The sequence below is a fragment of the Streptomyces phaeofaciens genome, from assembly GCF_014648915.1.
Classification (GTDB): Bacteria; Actinomycetota; Actinomycetes; order Streptomycetales; family Streptomycetaceae; genus Streptomyces; species Streptomyces phaeofaciens.
Genome location: NZ_BMSA01000021.1, coordinates 18,089 through 34,003 on the forward strand (window position 1 = coordinate 18,089; position 15,915 = coordinate 34,003).

Annotated in this window: 14 protein-coding genes and 1 pseudogene; 9 read left to right on the top strand and 6 right to left on the bottom strand. The window is 73.4% G+C overall.

Translation table 11 applies throughout. From position 1 onward, the window contains the following. Positions 1 to 2: 2 nt before the first annotated feature. Entirely contained in the window at positions 3 to 1,712 is a 1,710-nt protein-coding gene (paaN, locus tag IE275_RS30090) for a phenylacetic acid degradation protein PaaN (RefSeq protein ID WP_189714896.1), read from the bottom strand. Between the two features lie 159 nt (positions 1,713 to 1,871). Between paaN and IE275_RS30095 the strand changes: the two genes are divergently transcribed. Both IE275_RS30095 and IE275_RS30100 read left to right on the top strand, forming a co-directional pair. Next, positions 1,872 to 3,395, top strand: coding sequence for a 3-hydroxyacyl-CoA dehydrogenase (locus tag IE275_RS30095; protein WP_189714898.1), 1,524 nt, complete (start codon positions 1,872 to 1,874; stop codon positions 3,393 to 3,395). Next, positions 3,392 to 3,982 (top strand): TetR/AcrR family transcriptional regulator, encoded by a 591-nt coding sequence (locus IE275_RS30100; RefSeq protein ID WP_189714900.1) that lies wholly within the window; start codon positions 3,392 to 3,394, stop codon positions 3,980 to 3,982. Before IE275_RS30095 ends, IE275_RS30100 begins: the two co-directional genes overlap by 4 nt. Before the next feature lie 90 nt (positions 3,983 to 4,072). Here the strand turns inward: IE275_RS30100 and IE275_RS30105 are convergent, their stop codons facing one another. Beyond that, positions 4,073 to 4,558, bottom strand: coding sequence for an Lrp/AsnC family transcriptional regulator (locus IE275_RS30105; protein WP_189715234.1), 486 nt, complete (start codon positions 4,556 to 4,558; stop codon positions 4,073 to 4,075). Between the two features lie 205 nt (positions 4,559 to 4,763). Here IE275_RS30105 and pdhA point away from each other — a divergent pair, with 205 nt between their 5' ends. The 5 genes from pdhA (at position 4,764) to IE275_RS30130 (ending at position 10,723) form a co-directional block, all read left to right on the top strand. Continuing rightward, on the top strand, positions 4,764 to 5,897 hold the full coding sequence (gene pdhA, locus IE275_RS30110) for a pyruvate dehydrogenase (acetyl-transferring) E1 component subunit alpha (RefSeq protein ID WP_189714902.1): 1,134 nt from the start codon (positions 4,764 to 4,766) through the stop codon (positions 5,895 to 5,897). Beyond that, on the top strand, positions 5,897 to 6,901 hold the full coding sequence (locus IE275_RS30115; RefSeq protein ID WP_189714904.1) for an alpha-ketoacid dehydrogenase subunit beta: 1,005 nt from the start codon (positions 5,897 to 5,899) through the stop codon (positions 6,899 to 6,901). The genes pdhA and IE275_RS30115 overlap by 1 nt, the downstream gene beginning before the upstream one ends. Then, a complete protein-coding gene (locus IE275_RS30120; protein ID WP_189714906.1) occupies positions 6,901 to 8,238 on the top strand; it encodes a dihydrolipoamide acetyltransferase family protein in 1,338 nt (445 codons plus the stop codon). The genes IE275_RS30115 and IE275_RS30120 overlap by 1 nt, the downstream gene beginning before the upstream one ends. A gap of 137 nt (positions 8,239 to 8,375) precedes the next feature. Beyond that, a complete protein-coding gene (locus IE275_RS30125; RefSeq protein ID WP_189714908.1) occupies positions 8,376 to 9,308 on the top strand; it encodes an NTP transferase domain-containing protein in 933 nt (310 codons plus the stop codon). Next, the gene (locus tag IE275_RS30130; RefSeq protein ID WP_189714910.1) at positions 9,305 to 10,723 is read left to right on the top strand and encodes a molybdopterin molybdotransferase MoeA; all 1,419 of its coding nucleotides are present in this window, start codon (positions 9,305 to 9,307) and stop codon (positions 10,721 to 10,723) included. Before IE275_RS30125 ends, IE275_RS30130 begins: the two co-directional genes overlap by 4 nt. A 37-nt stretch (positions 10,724 to 10,760) precedes the next feature. Here IE275_RS30130 and IE275_RS30135 read toward each other — a convergent pair whose 3' ends face one another. Beyond that, positions 10,761 to 11,879 (bottom strand): potassium channel family protein, encoded by a 1,119-nt coding sequence (locus tag IE275_RS30135; RefSeq protein WP_189714912.1) that lies wholly within the window; start codon positions 11,877 to 11,879, stop codon positions 10,761 to 10,763. Positions 11,880 to 11,974: 95 nt separating this feature from the next. Here IE275_RS30135 and IE275_RS30140 point away from each other — a divergent pair. Then, positions 11,975 to 12,667: pseudogene (locus IE275_RS30140) on the top strand (potassium channel family protein); the annotation flags it as partial. A gap of 24 nt (positions 12,668 to 12,691) precedes the next feature. Here the strand turns inward: IE275_RS30140 and IE275_RS30145 are convergent. Together IE275_RS30145 and IE275_RS30150 are read right to left on the bottom strand one after the other, a co-directional pair. Then, positions 12,692 to 13,540: an ABC transporter permease gene (locus tag IE275_RS30145; protein WP_189714916.1), complete on the bottom strand. Its 849-nt coding sequence runs from the start codon at positions 13,538 to 13,540 to the stop codon at positions 12,692 to 12,694. Continuing rightward, positions 13,537 to 14,595, bottom strand: a complete 1,059-nt coding sequence (locus IE275_RS30150; RefSeq protein ID WP_189714918.1) for an ATP-binding cassette domain-containing protein — start codon at positions 14,593 to 14,595, stop codon at positions 13,537 to 13,539. The genes IE275_RS30145 and IE275_RS30150 overlap by 4 nt, the downstream gene beginning before the upstream one ends. Positions 14,596 to 14,723: 128 nt before the next feature. Here IE275_RS30150 and IE275_RS30155 point away from each other — a divergent pair, with 128 nt between their 5' ends. Then, positions 14,724 to 15,704, top strand: coding sequence for an NAD(P)H-quinone oxidoreductase (locus IE275_RS30155; RefSeq protein WP_189714920.1), 981 nt, complete (start codon positions 14,724 to 14,726; stop codon positions 15,702 to 15,704). Positions 15,705 to 15,727: 23 nt separating this feature from the next. Here the strand turns inward: IE275_RS30155 and IE275_RS46880 are convergent, their stop codons facing one another. Further along, positions 15,728 to 15,862 (bottom strand): hypothetical protein, encoded by a 135-nt coding sequence (locus IE275_RS46880; protein WP_268255305.1) that lies wholly within the window; start codon positions 15,860 to 15,862, stop codon positions 15,728 to 15,730. Between the last annotated feature and the right edge of the window lie 53 nt (positions 15,863 to 15,915).

Consider the following 15,915-nt stretch of genomic DNA (forward strand, 5'->3'; position numbering starts at 1 on the left):
GCCTACGCCTCGCGGCGCACCTCCACCACCCGGAAGCGGTTGGCGACGAACGCGCCGTCGGTGAGGGCCGCGTTGGCCGCCGGGTTGCCGCCGGAGCCGTGGAAGTCGGAGAAGGCGGCCGTCTGGTTGACGTACACCCCGCCGGTGAGGTTGAGGGACAGCTGGGCGGCCTCCTCCAGGCAGACGTCCTCGATCGCCCGCTCGACCTCCGCGTCGGTCGTGTACGCGCCGACCGTCATCGCGCCCTTCTCGCGGACCGTGCGCCGCAGCAGGGCGACGGCGTCGGCCGCCGAGTCGACGGCGACGGCGAAGGAGACCGGGCCGAAGCACTCGTTCATGTAGGCGGCCTCGTCGTCGGCGCCCTCCCAGTACTTGCGCGCCCCGTCGAGCCGCACGATCACCGGAGTGCGCACGATCGCGTCCGGGAACTCCGGGTTGACGACCTCGCGGGAGGCCAGGGCGACCTCGCCGAGGCCCGCCGCGGCCTCCAGCCGGGCCTTGACGTCCGGGTTGACGATCGCGCCGAGCAGGGCGTTCGCGCGCGCGTCGTCGCCCAGCAGGCCGTCCACGGAACGGGCGAGGTCGGTGACCACCTCGTCGTAGGTCTTCGGGCCCTCGTCGGTGCGGATGCCGTCGCGGGGGATCAGGAGGTTCTGCGGGGTGGTGCACATCTGGCCGCTGTACAGGGACAGCGAGAACGCCAGGTTGGCGAGCATCCCCTTGTAGTTCGCGGTGGACTCGACGATCACCGTGTTGACGCCGGCCTTCTCGGTGTAGACCTGCGCCTGGCGGGCGTTGGCCTCCAGCCAGTCGCCGAAGGCGGTCGAGCCGGTGTAGTCGACGATCCGGATCTCCGGGCGGGTGGCCAGGGTCTTCGCGATGCCCTCGTCCGGCCGCTCGGCGGCCAGCGCCACCAGGTTCGGGTCGAAGCCGGCCGCGGCCAGCACCTCCCGCGTGACCTGCACGGTCAACGCGAGCGGCAGCACCGCGCGCGGGTGGGGCTTGACCAGGACCGCGTTGCCGGTGGCCAGGGAGGCGAACAGGCCCGGGTAGCCGTTCCACGTCGGGAAGGTGTTGCAGCCGACGAGCAGGGCGATCCCGCGCGGGACGGCGGTGAAGCTCTTGGTGAGGGACAGCGGGTCGCGCTTGCCCTGGGGCTTGCTCCACTCCGCGGTGTCGGGGGTGCGGACCTGCTCCACGTACGCGTACGCCACCGCCTCCAGGGCGCGGTCCTGCGCGTGCGGGCCGCCGGCCTGGAACGCCATCATGAAGGCCTGGCCGGAGGTGTGCATGACCGCGTGCGCGAACTCGTGCGTGCGGTCGCTGATCCGCTTGAGGATCTCCAGGCAGACCACGGCGCGGATCTCCGCGCCCGCGTCCCGCCAGGCCCGCTGTCCGGCCGTCATGGCGGGCAGCAGCGTGTCCAGGTCCGCGTGCGGGTACGTCACGCCGAGCGGGACGCCGTACGGCGAGACCTCGCCGCCGACCCAGTCGTCCGTGCCGGGCTGGCCGAGGTCGAGGCGGGTGTCCAGGACGGCGTCGAAGGCGGCCTTGCCGGCCGCCGCGTCCAGGCTGCCGTTCTCCCCGTAGGCCTTCGGGTGCTCCGGGTGGGGTGACCAGTACGCGCGGGTGCGGATCGCTTCCAGGGCCTGGTCGAGCGTGGGCCGGTGCTGGGCGATCAGATCGTGCGTGGTCAGTTCGGCGGCGGCCATGCGGGACCAACTCCTCGTCGTGAGAACTCTGCTTCGAGCCCATGACTCGGCGGAAACCTGGGCAGGAACCACCAGTCAGAGTTAGAGTAACCGAACGATCGGTCGGGGCAAGGGGGCCTGCCGCATCTGTGGAAAACCCCGTGCGGGAGGATCGCGCACATGACAGCACTCGACCTCAGCAGCCCCGTGGCCGTCGTCGGCACCGGCACCATGGGCCAGGGCATCGCCCAGGTCGCGCTGGTCGCGGGCCACCTCGTACGGCTGTACGACGCCCTGCCCGGACGGGCCCGGGAGGCCGCCGACGCGATCGGCTCCCGCCTCGACCGGCTCGTCGAGAAGAGCCGGCTCTCCGCCGCCGACCGGGACTCCGCCCGCGCCCGGCTGCTGCCCGCCGGGACCCTCGCCGACCTCGCGGACTGCTCCCTGGTCATCGAGGCCGTCGTGGAGGAGCTGGACGTCAAACAGGACCTGTTCCGGGCCCTGGAGGACATCGTCGGCGAGGACTGTCTGCTCGCCACCAACACCTCGTCCCTGTCGGTGACGGCCGTCGGCGGCGCCCTGCGCAACCCGGGCCGCCTCGTGGGTCTGCACTTCTTCAACCCCGCGCCGCTGCTGCCGCTGGTCGAGGTCGTCTCCGGGTACGCCACCGACGTCACCTCGGCCACGCGCGCGTACGAGACCGCCCGCGCCTGGGGCAAGACCCCCGTCGCCTGCGCCGACACCCCCGGCTTCATCGTCAACCGCATCGCGCGGCCCTTCTACGCCGAGGCCTTCGCCGTCTACGAGGCCCAGGGCGCCGATCCCGCCACCATCGACGCGATCCTGCGCGAGTCGGGCGGTTTCAGGATGGGTGCCTTCGAGCTGACCGACCTGATCGGACAGGACGTCAACGAGTCGGTCACCCACTCCGTGTGGCGGTCCTTCTTCCAGGACGTGCGCTTCACGCCCTCGCTCGCCCAGCGCCGCCTGGTCGAGTCCGGCCGTCTCGGCCGCAAGACCGGCCGGGGCTGGTACGACTACTCCGACGGGACCGCGGACGCCGAGCGGGCCGAGCCGCACACCGCCGAGAAGCACCGGCCGCCCGCCTACGTCGTCGCCGAGGGCGACCTGGGCCCCGCGTCCGAGCTGCTCGCGATGATCCGCGAGGCGGGCATCCAGGTCCGCGAGGAGGAAGAGGACCACGGCACCCGCCTGGTGCTGCCCGGCGAGGGCCAGCTGGCCCTCGCCGACGGCCAGACCTCCGTGGAGTTCCGCGACGTCGTCTACTTCGACCTCGCCCTCGACTACCGCAAGGCCACCCGCATCGCCCTGTCCTCCTCCCAGGACACCTCCGCGCAGGCCCTGTCCGAGGCGATCGGCCTGTTCCAGGCCCTGGGCAAGGAGGTCAGTGTCATCGGCGACGTCCCCGGCATGATCGTCGCCCGCACGGTTGCCCGGATCGTCGACCTCGCGCACGACGCCGTCGCCAAGGGCGTGGCCACCGAGGAGGACATCGACACCGCGATGCGCCTCGGCGTGAACTACCCCCTCGGCCCCTTCGAGTGGAGCCGCCGCCTGGGCCGCTCCTGGGCCTGCTCCCTCCTCGACGACCTGCACGAACGCGACCCGTCCGGCCGCTACGCGCCCTCCCTGGCGCTGTACAGGCACTCCTACGCCACCGGGAAGCGGGAGGGTGCCGCGTGAGCACCGCCAAGCGCGACACGTACACCCCGGAGACCCTGCTCTCCGTCGCCGTCCAGGTGTTCAACGAGCGCGGCTACGACGGCACCTCCATGGAGCACCTCTCCAAGGCCGCCGGCATCTCCAAGTCGTCGATCTACCACCACGTCACCGGCAAGGAGGAACTGCTGCGCCGGGCCGTCAGCCGCGCCCTGGACCGCCTCTTCGGGATCCTCGACGAGGAGCACGCGCGCGTGGGGCACACCGCGGAGCGCCTGGAGTACGTGGTGCGCCGCATGGTCGAGGTGCTGATCGGCGAACTGCCCTATGTGACGCTGCTGCTGCGCGTGCGCGGCAACACCGACACCGAGCGGTGGGCCCTGGAGCGCCGCCGCGACTTCGACCACCGGGTCGCCGACCTGCTGAAGGCGGCCGCCGACGACGGCGAGGTGCGCGGCGACATGGAGGTCCGGCTCGCCACCCGGCTGGTCTTCGGGATGATCAACTCGATCGTCGAGTGGTACCGGCCGGGCGGCCGCGGAATGGCCGAGAAGGACGTGGCCGACGCGGTGGTGCGGCTGGTCTTCGAGGGCCTGCGCACGACCGGCTGAACGCGTCGTGGGCGCCGGATCCGGCCCCGGTCGGTCCCGGCGCCGACTCCGGCTCCGGCGCGGACCTCGGCCCGGCTCGACGCCGCCCGCTCACCCCTGCGGTTCCAGGTCCTCCTCCTCGAACACCAGCAGGGTGCGGGTGCTGAGCACCTCGGGGATCGCCTGGAGCCGGGTGAGCACCACCTCGCGCAGCGCCCGGTTGTCCGGCGTGTGCACCAGGAGCAGCACGTCGTAGTCCCCGCCCACCAGGGCGATGTGGGAGGCACCGGGCAGCCGGCGCAGCTGCTCGCGCACGGTCCGCCAGGAGTTCTGCACGATCTTCAGCGTGATGTACGCGCTCGTCCCCTGCCCGGCCCGCTCATGGTTGACGCGGGCGCCGAAGCCGCGGATCACGCCGTCCTCGATGAGCCGGTTGATGCGCGCGTAGGCGTTGGCGCGCGACACGTGCACCCGCTCGGCGACCGACCGTATCGACGCGCGGCCGTCGGTCTGGAGCATCTGGAGGATGTCCTGGTCGATCGAGTCGAGCGGACGCGGCGGCGGTATCGCGGTCGCGTCCTCGGGGTCCTCGGCCATGGAGTCCTCGGCCATTTGTTCAGGTCCCATGTCCCCCCGCCTCTCCGCCATGGACGTACTGCGTCCATCTCAGGCTGTGGAGAACCGTTTGTCCACAGCCTGAGGCCGCCTGTAGCCAAAATGTGCCGACGACCGAACAATCGGTAGGTGAGGCGTGTCACAACCGACACGTCTCCCGTAGCCGCTCCCACGAGGAGGTGCCGTCATGACGGTCATGGAGCAGCGGGGCGCTTACCGGCCCACCCCGCCGCCCGCCTGGCAGCCCCGCACCGACCCCGCGCCGCTGCTGCCCGACGCGGAGCCCTTCCGCGTCCTCGGCACCGAAGCGGCCGCGCAGGCCGACCCGGAGCTGTTGCGGCGGCTGTACGCCCAGCTGGTGCTCGGCCGCCGCTACAACGCGCAGGCCACCGCCCTCACCAAGCAGGGCCGGCTCGCCGTCTACCCCTCCAGCACCGGCCAGGAGGCCTGTGAGGTCGCCGCCGCGCTGGCCCTGGAGGACCGTGACTGGCTCTTCCCCAGCTATCGCGACACCCTCGCCGTCGTCGCCCGCGGTGTGGACCCCGTCGAGGCCCTCACCCTGCTGCGCGGCGACTGGCACACCGGCTACGACCCGTACGAGCACCGCGTGGCCCCCCTGTGCACCCCGCTGGCCACCCAGCTGCCGCACGCCGTGGGCCTCGCCCACGCCGCCCGGCTCAAGGGCGACGACGTGGTCGCGCTCGCCATGGTCGGCGACGGCGGCACCAGCGAGGGCGACTTCCACGAGGCGCTGAACTTCGCCGCCGTCTGGCAGGCCCCGGTCGTCTTCTTCGTCCAGAACAACGGCTTCGCGATCTCCGTGCCGCTGGCCAAGCAGACCGCGGCCCCCTCCCTCGCCCACAAGGCGGTCGGCTACGGCATGCCCGGCCGCCTGGTCGACGGCAACGACGCGGCCGCCGTCCACGAGGTGCTGAGCGAGGCGGTACGGCGCGCCCGTGAGGGCGGCGGCCCCACCCTCGTGGAGGCCGTCACCTACCGCATCGAGGCGCACACCAACGCCGACGACGCGACCCGCTACCGCGGGGACGCCGAGGTCGAGACCTGGCGCGAGCACGACCCGATCCTGCTGCTGGAACGCGAACTCACGGCGCGCGGGCTGCTCGACGACGACGCCCGGCAGACCGCGCGGGACGCCGCCGAGACGATGGCGGCCGACCTGCGCGCCCGGATGAACCAGGACCCCGTCCTCGACCCGGCGGACCTGTTCGCCCACGTCTACGCCGAGGACACCCCCCAGCTGCGCGAACAGCGTGCCCTGCTGCGCGCCGAGCTCGACGCCGAACAGGAAGGCGGCCACTGATGACGACCGTCGCCCTCAAGCCCGCGACCATGGCACAGGCCCTCACCCGCGCGATGCGCGACGCGATGGCCGCCGACCCGTCCGTGCACGTTCTGGGCGAGGACGTGGGCACCCTCGGCGGCGTGTTCCGGGTCACCGACGGGCTCGCCAAGGAGTTCGGCGAGGACCGCTGCACCGACACCCCGCTCGCCGAGGCGGGCATCCTCGGCACCGCCGTCGGCATGGCCATGTACGGCCTGCGGCCGGTCGTGGAGATGCAGTTCGACGCCTTCGCCTACCCGGCGTTCGAGCAGCTCATCAGCCATGTCGCCCGGATGCGCAACCGCACCCGCGGCCGTATGCCCCTGCCGATCACGATCCGCGTGCCCTACGGCGGCGGCATCGGCGGCGTCGAGCACCACAGCGACTCCTCCGAGGCGTACTACATCGCCACCCCGGGCCTGCACGTCGTCACCCCCGCCACGGTCCCCGACGCCTACGGCCTGCTGCGTGCCGCCATCGCCTCCGACGACCCGGTCGTCTTCCTCGAACCCAAGCGCCTGTACTGGTCCAAGGACACCTGGAACCCCGAGGAACCGCAGACCGTCGACCCGATCGGCCGCGCGGTGGTGCGGCGTCCGGGCCGCAGCGCCACCCTGATCACGTACGGGCCGTCGGTCCCGGTCTGCCTCGAAGCCGCCGAGGCGGCCCGCGCCGAGGGCTGGGACCTCGAGGTCGTCGACCTGCGCTCCCTGGTGCCGTTCGACGACGAGACGGTCGCCGCCTCGGTCCGGCGGACCGGCCGCGCGGTCGTCGTCCACGAGTCGGGCTCCTTCGGCGGCCCGGGCGGGGAGATCGCGGCCCGCGTCACGGAGCGCTGCTTCCACCATCTGGAGGCACCGGTGCTGCGCGTCGCCGGCTTCGACATCCCCTACCCGCCGCCGATGCTGGAGCGCCACCACCTGCCCGGCGTCGACCGCATCCTGGACGCCGTGGCCCGGCTTCAGTGGGAGGCGGGGAACTGATGGCACAGGTCCTGGAGTTCAAGCTGCCCGACCTCGGCGAGGGACTCACCGAGGCGGAGATCGTGCGCTGGCTGGTCCAGGTCGGCGATGTCGTCGCCGTGGACCAGCCGGTCGTCGAGGTCGAGACGGCCAAGGCGATGGTCGAGGTGCCCTGCCCCTACGGCGGTGTCGTCACCGCCCGCTTCGGCGAGGAGGGCACCGAACTGCCCGTCGGCGCCCCGCTGATCACGGTCGCGGTCGGCGCGCCGGCCTCCGGCTCGGAGACCGAGGGGTCGGGCAACGTGCTGGTGGGTTACGGCACGTCGGAGGCGCCCGCGCGCCGCCGGCGGGTCAGGCCGGCCCAGCCGGCACCGGCGGCACCCGCCGTACCCGCCGCACCCGCAGTACCCCCCGCGCCCGCCGCGTCCGTGGTGCGGGCCGACAGCCTCGGCCCGGCGGACGGGCCCGTCCCCGTGATCTCGCCGCTGGTGCGGCGGCTCGCGCGGGAGAACGGCCTGGACCTGAGGGAGCTGCACGGCACCGGCCCCGAGGGGCTGATCCTGCGGGCGGACGTGGAGAACGCGCTGCGGGCGGCCGTCCACGCCCAGGCCGCCCCGGCTCCCGCCGCCCCGGCCGCCCCCGCGCCGTCCGTCTCCTCCGCGCGCGCCGAGGGCCGCCGTGTCCCGCTCAAGGGCGTCCGCGGGGCCGTCGCGGACAAGCTCTCCCGCAGCCGCCGGGAGATCCCGGACGCCACCTGCTGGGTGGACGCCGACGCGACGGAGCTGATGCGGGCCCGCGCCGCCATGAACGCGGCCGGGGGCCCGAAGATCTCCCTGCTCGCGCTGCTGGCCCGGATCTGCACCGCCGCCCTGGCCCGCTATCCCGAGCTGAACTCCACGGTCGACCAGGAGGCCAGGGAGGTCGTCCAGCTCGACCAGGTGCACCTCGGCTTCGCCGCGCAGACCGACCGGGGTCTCGTCGTGCCGGTCGTCCGCGACGCGCACGCCCGGGACGCCGAGGGGCTCACCGCGGAGTTCGCCCGGCTCACCGAGGCCGGCCGGGCCGGGCGCCTCACGCCGGCCGAACTGACCGGCGGGACCTTCACGCTGAACAACTACGGCGTGTTCGGTGTCGACGGCTCCACGCCGATCATCAACCACCCCGAGGCGGCCATGCTCGGCGTCGGCCGGATCATCCCCAAGCCGTGGGTGCACGAGGGCGAGCTGGCCGTGCGCCAGGTCGTCCAGCTCTCGCTCACCTTCGACCACCGGGTGTGCGACGGCGGCACGGCGGGCGGCTTCCTGCGGTACGTGGCGGACTGCGTGGAACAGCCGGCGGTGCTCCTGCGCACGCTGTGACGGCGCCGCCGCCCCGCTCCCCCGCCGTCCCCGCACGTCGTGACGGCGGGGGAGCGGGGCGGGTCCGTCCCCGCACCCGGTGATTGCGCGGGTGCCGCCGCGTTCCCTGTGATCGAGGAGGCCCGCATACTCAGGGGGTGACCTCGTTCGAACACCCCGGCGCCCCGTACGACGCCGTCGTGCTCGCCGGTGGCGGCGCCCGGCGGCTCGGCGGTGCCGACAAGCCGGGGGTACGGGTCGGCGGGCGGGCCCTGCTCGACCGGGTGCTGGCCGCCTGCGCAGACGCGCACACCACCGTCGTGGTCGCCGGCCCCCGCCCCACCGCCCGCCCCGTGCGCTGGGCGCGCGAGGACCCGCCGGGAGCGGGCCCCGTCGCCGCCCTCGACGCGGGGCTGCGCCGCACCACGGCCGACGACGTCCTCGTCCTCTCCGCCGACCTGCCCTTCCTCGCCACGGAGACCGTACGGCGCCTGCGGGACGCCCTGCGCTCCGGCGGGGCCGAGGGCGCGCTGCTCACCGACGCCGACGGCCGTGACCAGCCGCTCGTCGCCGTCTACCGCACGGCCGCCCTGCGCCGCGAGCTGGCGGTGCTCACCGCCGGCCACGGCGGACTCACGGGGCTGCCGCTGCGCCGGCTGACCGCCGGACTCGACCTCACCCGCGTCCCCGACCCCGTCGCGTCCTTCGACTGCGACACCTGGGACGACATCGCCACCGCCAGGGCACGGATCAGGGAGCATGGCCACGTGTTGGACGAATGGATCTCCGCAGTCAAGGACGAGCTGGGTATCGACCTCGAGGTCGACACCGGCGTCCTCCTCGACCTCGCCCGGGACGCCGCCCACGGGGTGGCCCGGCCCGCGGCCCCGCTGACCACCTTCCTGGTCGGCTACGCGGCCGCACAGGCCCGGGGCGGTCCCGAAGCGGTCGCCGAGGCCGCCCGGAAGGCCACCGCGCTGGCGCTGCGCTGGGCGGCGGAGGCCGAGGAAGCAGAGAAGGCCGAGAAAGCCGAGCGGTCCGAGACGGACACCGCCGCCGGGTCCGGCGGTCCGGGACCGGACGCCGGATGAGCCGCCGCGGGATCCGGGAGGGCCTCGACGGCGAGGACCTCGACATCGAGGAGGTGCTCGCCCTGGTGAACGACGGCAACGGCCCGGCCGACCGGGCGGGCGACCGCACCCCCGCGCCCGGCCCGGAGCCCGCGCGGACCGAGGAGCACGGCGCCCGCACCTCCCCCACCCCGGACCCCGGCCGCCGCACCGCACCGTCCAAGGAGCGCCACCGGGCCACCCCCTGGCCCGAGGCCCGGACGATCGCCGCCCGGGCCGCCCGCGCGCACGCCGCCCGCCGCGCCCCGGTCTCCGTGACCCTCGGCGACGCCCTCGGCCTCGTCCTCGCCGCCCCCCTGACCGCCCTCACCGACCTGCCCTCCTTCGACACCTCCGCCATGGACGGCTGGGCGGTGGCGGGCCCCGGCCCCTGGCGGGTACGCGACGACGGCGTACTGGCCGGGAGCGCGGCGCCCGCGCCCCTCGCCGACGGGGAGGCCGTCGGGATCGCCACCGGCGCCCGGATCCCCCCGGACACCACCGCCGTCCTGCGCAGCGAGCACGGCCGGACCGACGACAACGGCCGACTGCACCCCACCCGGGACATGAGCCACGGCCAGGACATCCGCCCCCGGGGCCAGGAGTGCCGTAGCGGAGAGCAGTTGCTGCCCGCCGGGGCGGTGGTGACCCCGGCGGTGCTCGGCCTGGCCGCGGCCGCCGGATACGACACGCTGGCCGCCGTACCCCGCCCCCGGGTCGAGGTGCTCGTCCTCGGCGACGAGCTGCTCACCGAGGGCCGGCCGCACGACGGGCTCATCCGGGACGCGCTCGGCCCGATGCTGCCGCCGTGGCTGCGGGCGCTGGGCGGCGAGGTCGTGTCCGTGCGCCGGCTCGGCGACGACGCGCGGGCCCTGCACCGGGCCGTCACGGCGTCCGGCGCCGACCTGATCGTCACCACCGGGGGCACCGCCTCAGGACCCGTCGACCATGTCCACCCGACCCTGCGCCGGATCGGCGCCGAGCTGCTCGTCGACGGCGTCGAGGTGCGCCCGGGCCACCCCATGCTGCTGGCCCGCCTCAAGGACGACCAGCACCTCGTCGGCCTGCCCGGCAACCCCCTGGCGGCCGTGTCCGGGCTGCTCACGCTCGCCGAGCCGCTGCTGCGCACCCTGGCCGCCCGCCCGGCCACGGAGCCGTACGCGCTGCCGCTGCGGGAGGCCGCGCACGGCCACCCGTACGACACGCGGCTCGTCCCGGTCACCCTGCGGGGACACCATGCCGTGCCGCTGCACTACAACGGTCCCGCCATGCTCCGGGGCATCGCGGCGGCCGACGCCCTCGCGGTCGTACCGCCGGGAGGTGCGCGGGCGGGTCAGGAGACGGAACTGCTCGACCTGCCGTGGACGACGGCCGGGGTCGACGCCTGTTTCACGTGAAACATTCCCGTCCCCGCCCCGCCGCCCTGGCCACCCCTCACACCTGCTCGGCGGTGGCCTTCGCCCGGCTGACCGTGATCACCCGGTCCCCCGGCTGGAGCCGGGTGAGCCGGGGGTCGGCGTAGTCGAGGAGTTCCTTGCCCCGGACCACGGCCACCACGAGGTCCGCGCAGGCGCGGGGCGCCTGGCCGATCTCCGCCTTGGTGAGGGGGCGTTCGACGATGTCCAGGCCGCTGCCCAGGGTCATCAGGTTCTCCAGGGTGCGCGCGACGGTCGGGCTGACCATGGAGACCCCCAGCAGCCGGCCCGCCGAGCTTGAGCTGGTGACCACGGTGTCCGCGCCGGACTGCTTGAGCAGCGGCACGTTCTCGTCCTCCCGGGCGGCGACGACGATGGTGGCGCGCCGGTTCAGCTGACGGGCGGTGAGGGTGACCAGGGCGGCCGTGTCGTCGCGCTGCGGGGCGACGATCACCCGGGAGGCCTGCTGGACCTCGGCCTTCAGGAGGGTCTCCGAACGGGTGGCGTCCCCGATCACGGCCACCAGCCCGTCGTCGCCCGCGAGTTCCGCGGCCTTGCGCTGGGTGTCGACGACCACGATCCGGTCCTTGGTGATGCCCTGACCGACGAGCGTCTCGACCGCGTGGCGGCCCTTCGTGCCGTAGCCGACGACGATGATGTGGTCGTGGGTGCGCATCCGCCAGCGGTGCACACGGACCTGCTGCCGGGTGCGCTCGGTGAGGACTTCGAGGGTGGTGCCGACCAGAATGATCAGGAACAGCACCCGCAGCGGAGTGATGACCAGGATGTTGATCAGCCGGGCGGTGTCGCTGACCGGGGTGATGTCGCCGTAGCCGGTGGTGGAGAGCGTGACGGTGGCGTAGTAGGCCGAGTCGAGGAGGTCGACGGTGCCGTCGGAGTTGTCGTTGTAGCCGCCGCGGTCGGCGTAGACGATCAGCGTGGTGACGGCCAGCACCATCAGGGCGAGGGCGAGACGGCGCAGCACCTGCTGGAGCGGGGGCGTGCTGGTGCGCACGGGCATCGTGATGGTGCGGCCCGCCTCGGCGTCGTCCCGCGCCTCGACGCGCGAGCGGTACCAGAGGGACCGGAAGAGGGAGAGTCTGGCCTTGGTGGCAGGGTGTCGTTCATGGTCGTTCATCGCGCGCCCCCTGGGGTGTCGGTCCCGTCGATGGGCACCATGGTCCGGCGGGTCCACGTGCCCGATCAGAAGTGTCGCCCAGTACCCCGGAGGTCCCCTTGCGTGACCACACCGTCGTCGTCGGCTTCGGCACGAAAGGACGGTCCGCCATCCGGACCGCCTGTGCGTCCGGGCTGAGCAAGGAACACGTCGTGGTGATCGATCCCAGCGCGAAAATGGTCGAGGCGGCGACGGCCGAGGGATACGAGGGCGTGGTGGGCGACGCCACACGCAGTGACGTGCTGCGGAAGGCCGAGGTGCAGCGGGCGGGGCAGATCGTCATCGCGACCCAGCGCGACGACACGGCCGTCCTCGTGGCGCTGACGGCCCGCCAGCTCAACCCCTCCGCGAAGATCGTGGCGGCGGTGCGCGAGGAGGAGAACGCGCCGCTGCTGAAGCAGTCCGGCGCCGACGAGGTCATCACCAGCGCGGGCGCGGCGGGCCGGCTGCTCGGCGTGTCGGTGCTCAGCCCCGCGGCCGGTCTGGTCATGGAGGACCTGATACAGCAGGGCAACGGCCTCGACCTCGTCGAACGGCCCGTCACCAAGGCCGAGGCCGGGCGCGGACCGCGCGAGACGGAGGACCTGGTGGTGAGCGTCGTACGCGGCCACCGGGTCCTCGCCTACGACGATCCCGCCATCGGCGTACTGGAGCTGACGGACCGGCTGGTGGCGATCGTGCGGGTGGGGGAGGGCACCGGCAGAAGGGGCCCGGCCATCCGCGGGGTCCCGCCGCTGCCCCCGGCGTGAACACCGCCGGGGCCTCGGCCGGGACTACTTGCGGTTGTAGAGCCGCATCGTGAGCGGCCCGAAGACCAGCACGAACAGGCCCGCCCACCCCAGCGTCCAGGCGATCTCGGCCCCCGGCCAGTCGCCCGCCATCAACCCCCGTACCGCCGACGACAGATGGGTGATCGGGCTGTTGTTGACGAAGGCCTGGAGCCAGCCCGGCATGGTGCTCGGGTCGACGAACACGTTGGAGAGGAAGGTGAGCGGGAAGATCACCATCATGCTGACGCCCATCACCGACTTCTCGCTGCGCAGCATCAGCCCGAACATCGTCCAGATCCACGAGAACGCGAACGAGAAGACGATCAGCAGGGCGATCCCGGCGATGACGCCCACGACCCCGCCGTCCGGCCGGTAGCCGAGGACGAGCCCGACGACGAGCATCACCACGGACGCGATCGTGTAGCGCAGCACGTCGCCGAGCAGGTAGCCGACCATCGTCGACGGCCGCCAGATCGGCAGCGACCGGAACCGGTCGAAGACGCCCTTCTCGATGTCGGTGTTCACCGACACACCCGTGTACATCGTGATCATCACGACCGACATCACGAGGATGCCCGGCAGCAGGAACTGGATGTACTCCTCCGGGGAGCCGGCCAGGGCACCCCCGAACAGGTACGTGTACATCAGCACCATCATGATCGGGAACGCGGTGACGTCGAAGAGCTGCTCCGGCACGTGCTTGATCTTCAGGATCGCCCGCCAGCCGAAGGTCAGCGACGTGGACAGCGCGCTCGGGCGCGCGGGCCGTTCGGCCGTCACCAGCAGCGCGGCCAGCGACTCGGCGCTGACGGGGGCGAGTTCCTGGGCTTCCGTGGTCGTCGCGGTGCTCATGCCGCCACCCCGTCCTTCGTGGAGTCGGAATCCGTGTCCGTCCGGTCCGTGCCGGTGCCGGTGCCGGTGTCCGGTCCTGGGCCTGTGCCCGTGTCGTGGCCGGTCAGGGCCAGGAACACCTCGTCCAGGCTGGGCTGGCCGAGGGAGAAGTTGTCGACGACGATCCCCGACCGGGCCAGTTCGCCGAGGGCCCGGGCGGCCTGCTCGGCGGCCGTGTCCTGCGCCGCCGCGCTCAGCCGGGCGGTCAGCGCCACCGGGTCCGGATCCGGCTGGACGTCCGCGTCCAGGGCCAGCCGCAGCACCTGCTCGGCCTCCGGCCGCTGCTCCGCGTGACGCAGCCGCAGATGGACGGATCCGGCGCCCACGGACGCCTTCAGCTCGCCCTTGGTGCCCTCGGCGATCACCTTGCCGTGGTCGATCACGGCGATCCGGGACGCCAGCTGGTCGGCCTCGTCCAGGTACTGCGTGGTCAGCAGCACGGTCGTGCCCTGCGCGACCACGGCCCGCACGATGTCCCACACCTGGTTGCGGCTGCGCGGGTCGAGACCGGTGGTCGGCTCGTCGAGGAACAGCAGATCGGGCGTGCTCAGGATGGACGCGGCGATGTCGATCCGGCGCCGCATACCGCCCGAGTAGTGCTTGACCTGCTTGCCCGCCGCGTCCGTCAGCCCGAAGGCCGCCAGCAGCTGAGCGGACCGGTCCCGCGCCGTCCTCCTGCCGTGCCCGAGGAGCCGGCCCAGCAGGACCAGGTTCTCGGTGCCGGTGAGGTCCTCGTCGACGGAGGCGTACTGGCCGGTGAGACTGACCCGGCTGCGCACCTCGTCGGCCTCGCGCACGATGTCGTGGCCGAAGACATGGGCCTCGCCGCCGTCCGGTCGCAGCAGGGTGGCGAGCATCTTCACGGTCGTGGTCTTGCCGGCGCCGTTCGGGCCGAGGACGCCGTAGACCGTTCCGGCGGGCACGGCGAGGTCCACGCCGTCCACCGCCCTGGTCTCGCCGAACGTCTTGACCAGGCCCGCGGTCTCGATGGCCAGGCCGGCGGTGTGCTGGCTCATGGTGGGGTGTCCTTCCGCGTTCATGGGCTACGCATGGGGAGACCTTTACCGTCGCCGGAACTCATCGGTGATCGCATCCCCATTTCCGCGAGGACCCCGGCCGAGAGGGGAGCGGTAGCGTCCCTCTCATGCATGCGATCACGATTCCCGAACCTGGTGGTCCCGAGGCGCTGGTGTGGGACGAGGTCCCCGACCCCGTACCCGGCGAGGGCGAGGTGCTGGTCGAGGTGGCGGCCGGCGCCGTGAACCGCGCCGACATCCTTCAGCGGCAGGGCTTCTACGACCCGCCGCCGGGCGCGTCCCCCTACCCCGGTCTGGAGTGCTCCGGCCGGATCGTCGCGCTCGGCCCGGGGGCGTCCGGCTGGGCGGTCGGCGACGAGGTGTGCGCGCTGCTGGCGGGCGGTGGTTACGCCGAGAAGGTCGCCGTCCCGGCGGGCCAGCTGCTGCCCGTGCCCGAGGGCGTCGACCTCGTCCGGGCCGCCGCGCTCCCCGAGGTGACCTGCACGGTCTGGTCGAACGTGTTCATGGTCTCCCACCTCCGTCCCGGCGAGACGCTGCTGGTGCACGGCGGTTCCAGTGGCATCGGCACGATGGCGATCCAGCTCGCCAAGGCCGTCGGCGCGCGGGTCGCGGTCACCGCGGGCACCAAGGAGAAGCTCGACCGGTGTGCCGAGCTGGGCGCGGACATCCTGATCGACTATCGCGAGCAGGACTTCGTCGCCGAGCTGAAGGCGGCCACCGGCGGCGCCGGGGCCGACGTCATCCTCGACAACATGGGCGCGCAGTACCTGGACCGCAACGTCCGTGCCCTCGCGGTCAACGGCCGCCTCGCGATCATCGGGATGCAGGGCGGCGTCAAGGGCGAGCTGAACATCGGCGCCCTGCTCGCCAAGCGTGCCGCGATCAGCGCGACCTCGCTGCGGGCCCGGCCGCTGTCGGAGAAGACGGCGATCGTCGCGGCCGTGCGCGAACACGTCTGGCCGCTGATCGAGGGCGGCCATGTGCGGCCCGTCGTGGACCGCGAGATCCCGCTGCCCGACGCGGCCGCCGCGCACCGGATCGTGGAGGAGAGCGGTCACGTGGGCAAGGTCCTGCTGGTCAGGCCGTAGGCGGACACGACCTGGCGGTCCGGTCAGCCGCGGCGCAGCCGCAGGGCGGCGAGGCCGAGGGCCATCCCGAGCCCGATGAGGACCAGTCCGCTGCCCAGCGGCAGGATCCGCAGCACGGGCCCCTCGGCCCGCTCCCCCTGTGCGGCCGCCTGCCCCAACCCCTCCTGGGCCGGCGGGGAGGTCGCGGGGGCGACGGCGGCGTCGTGCGGCC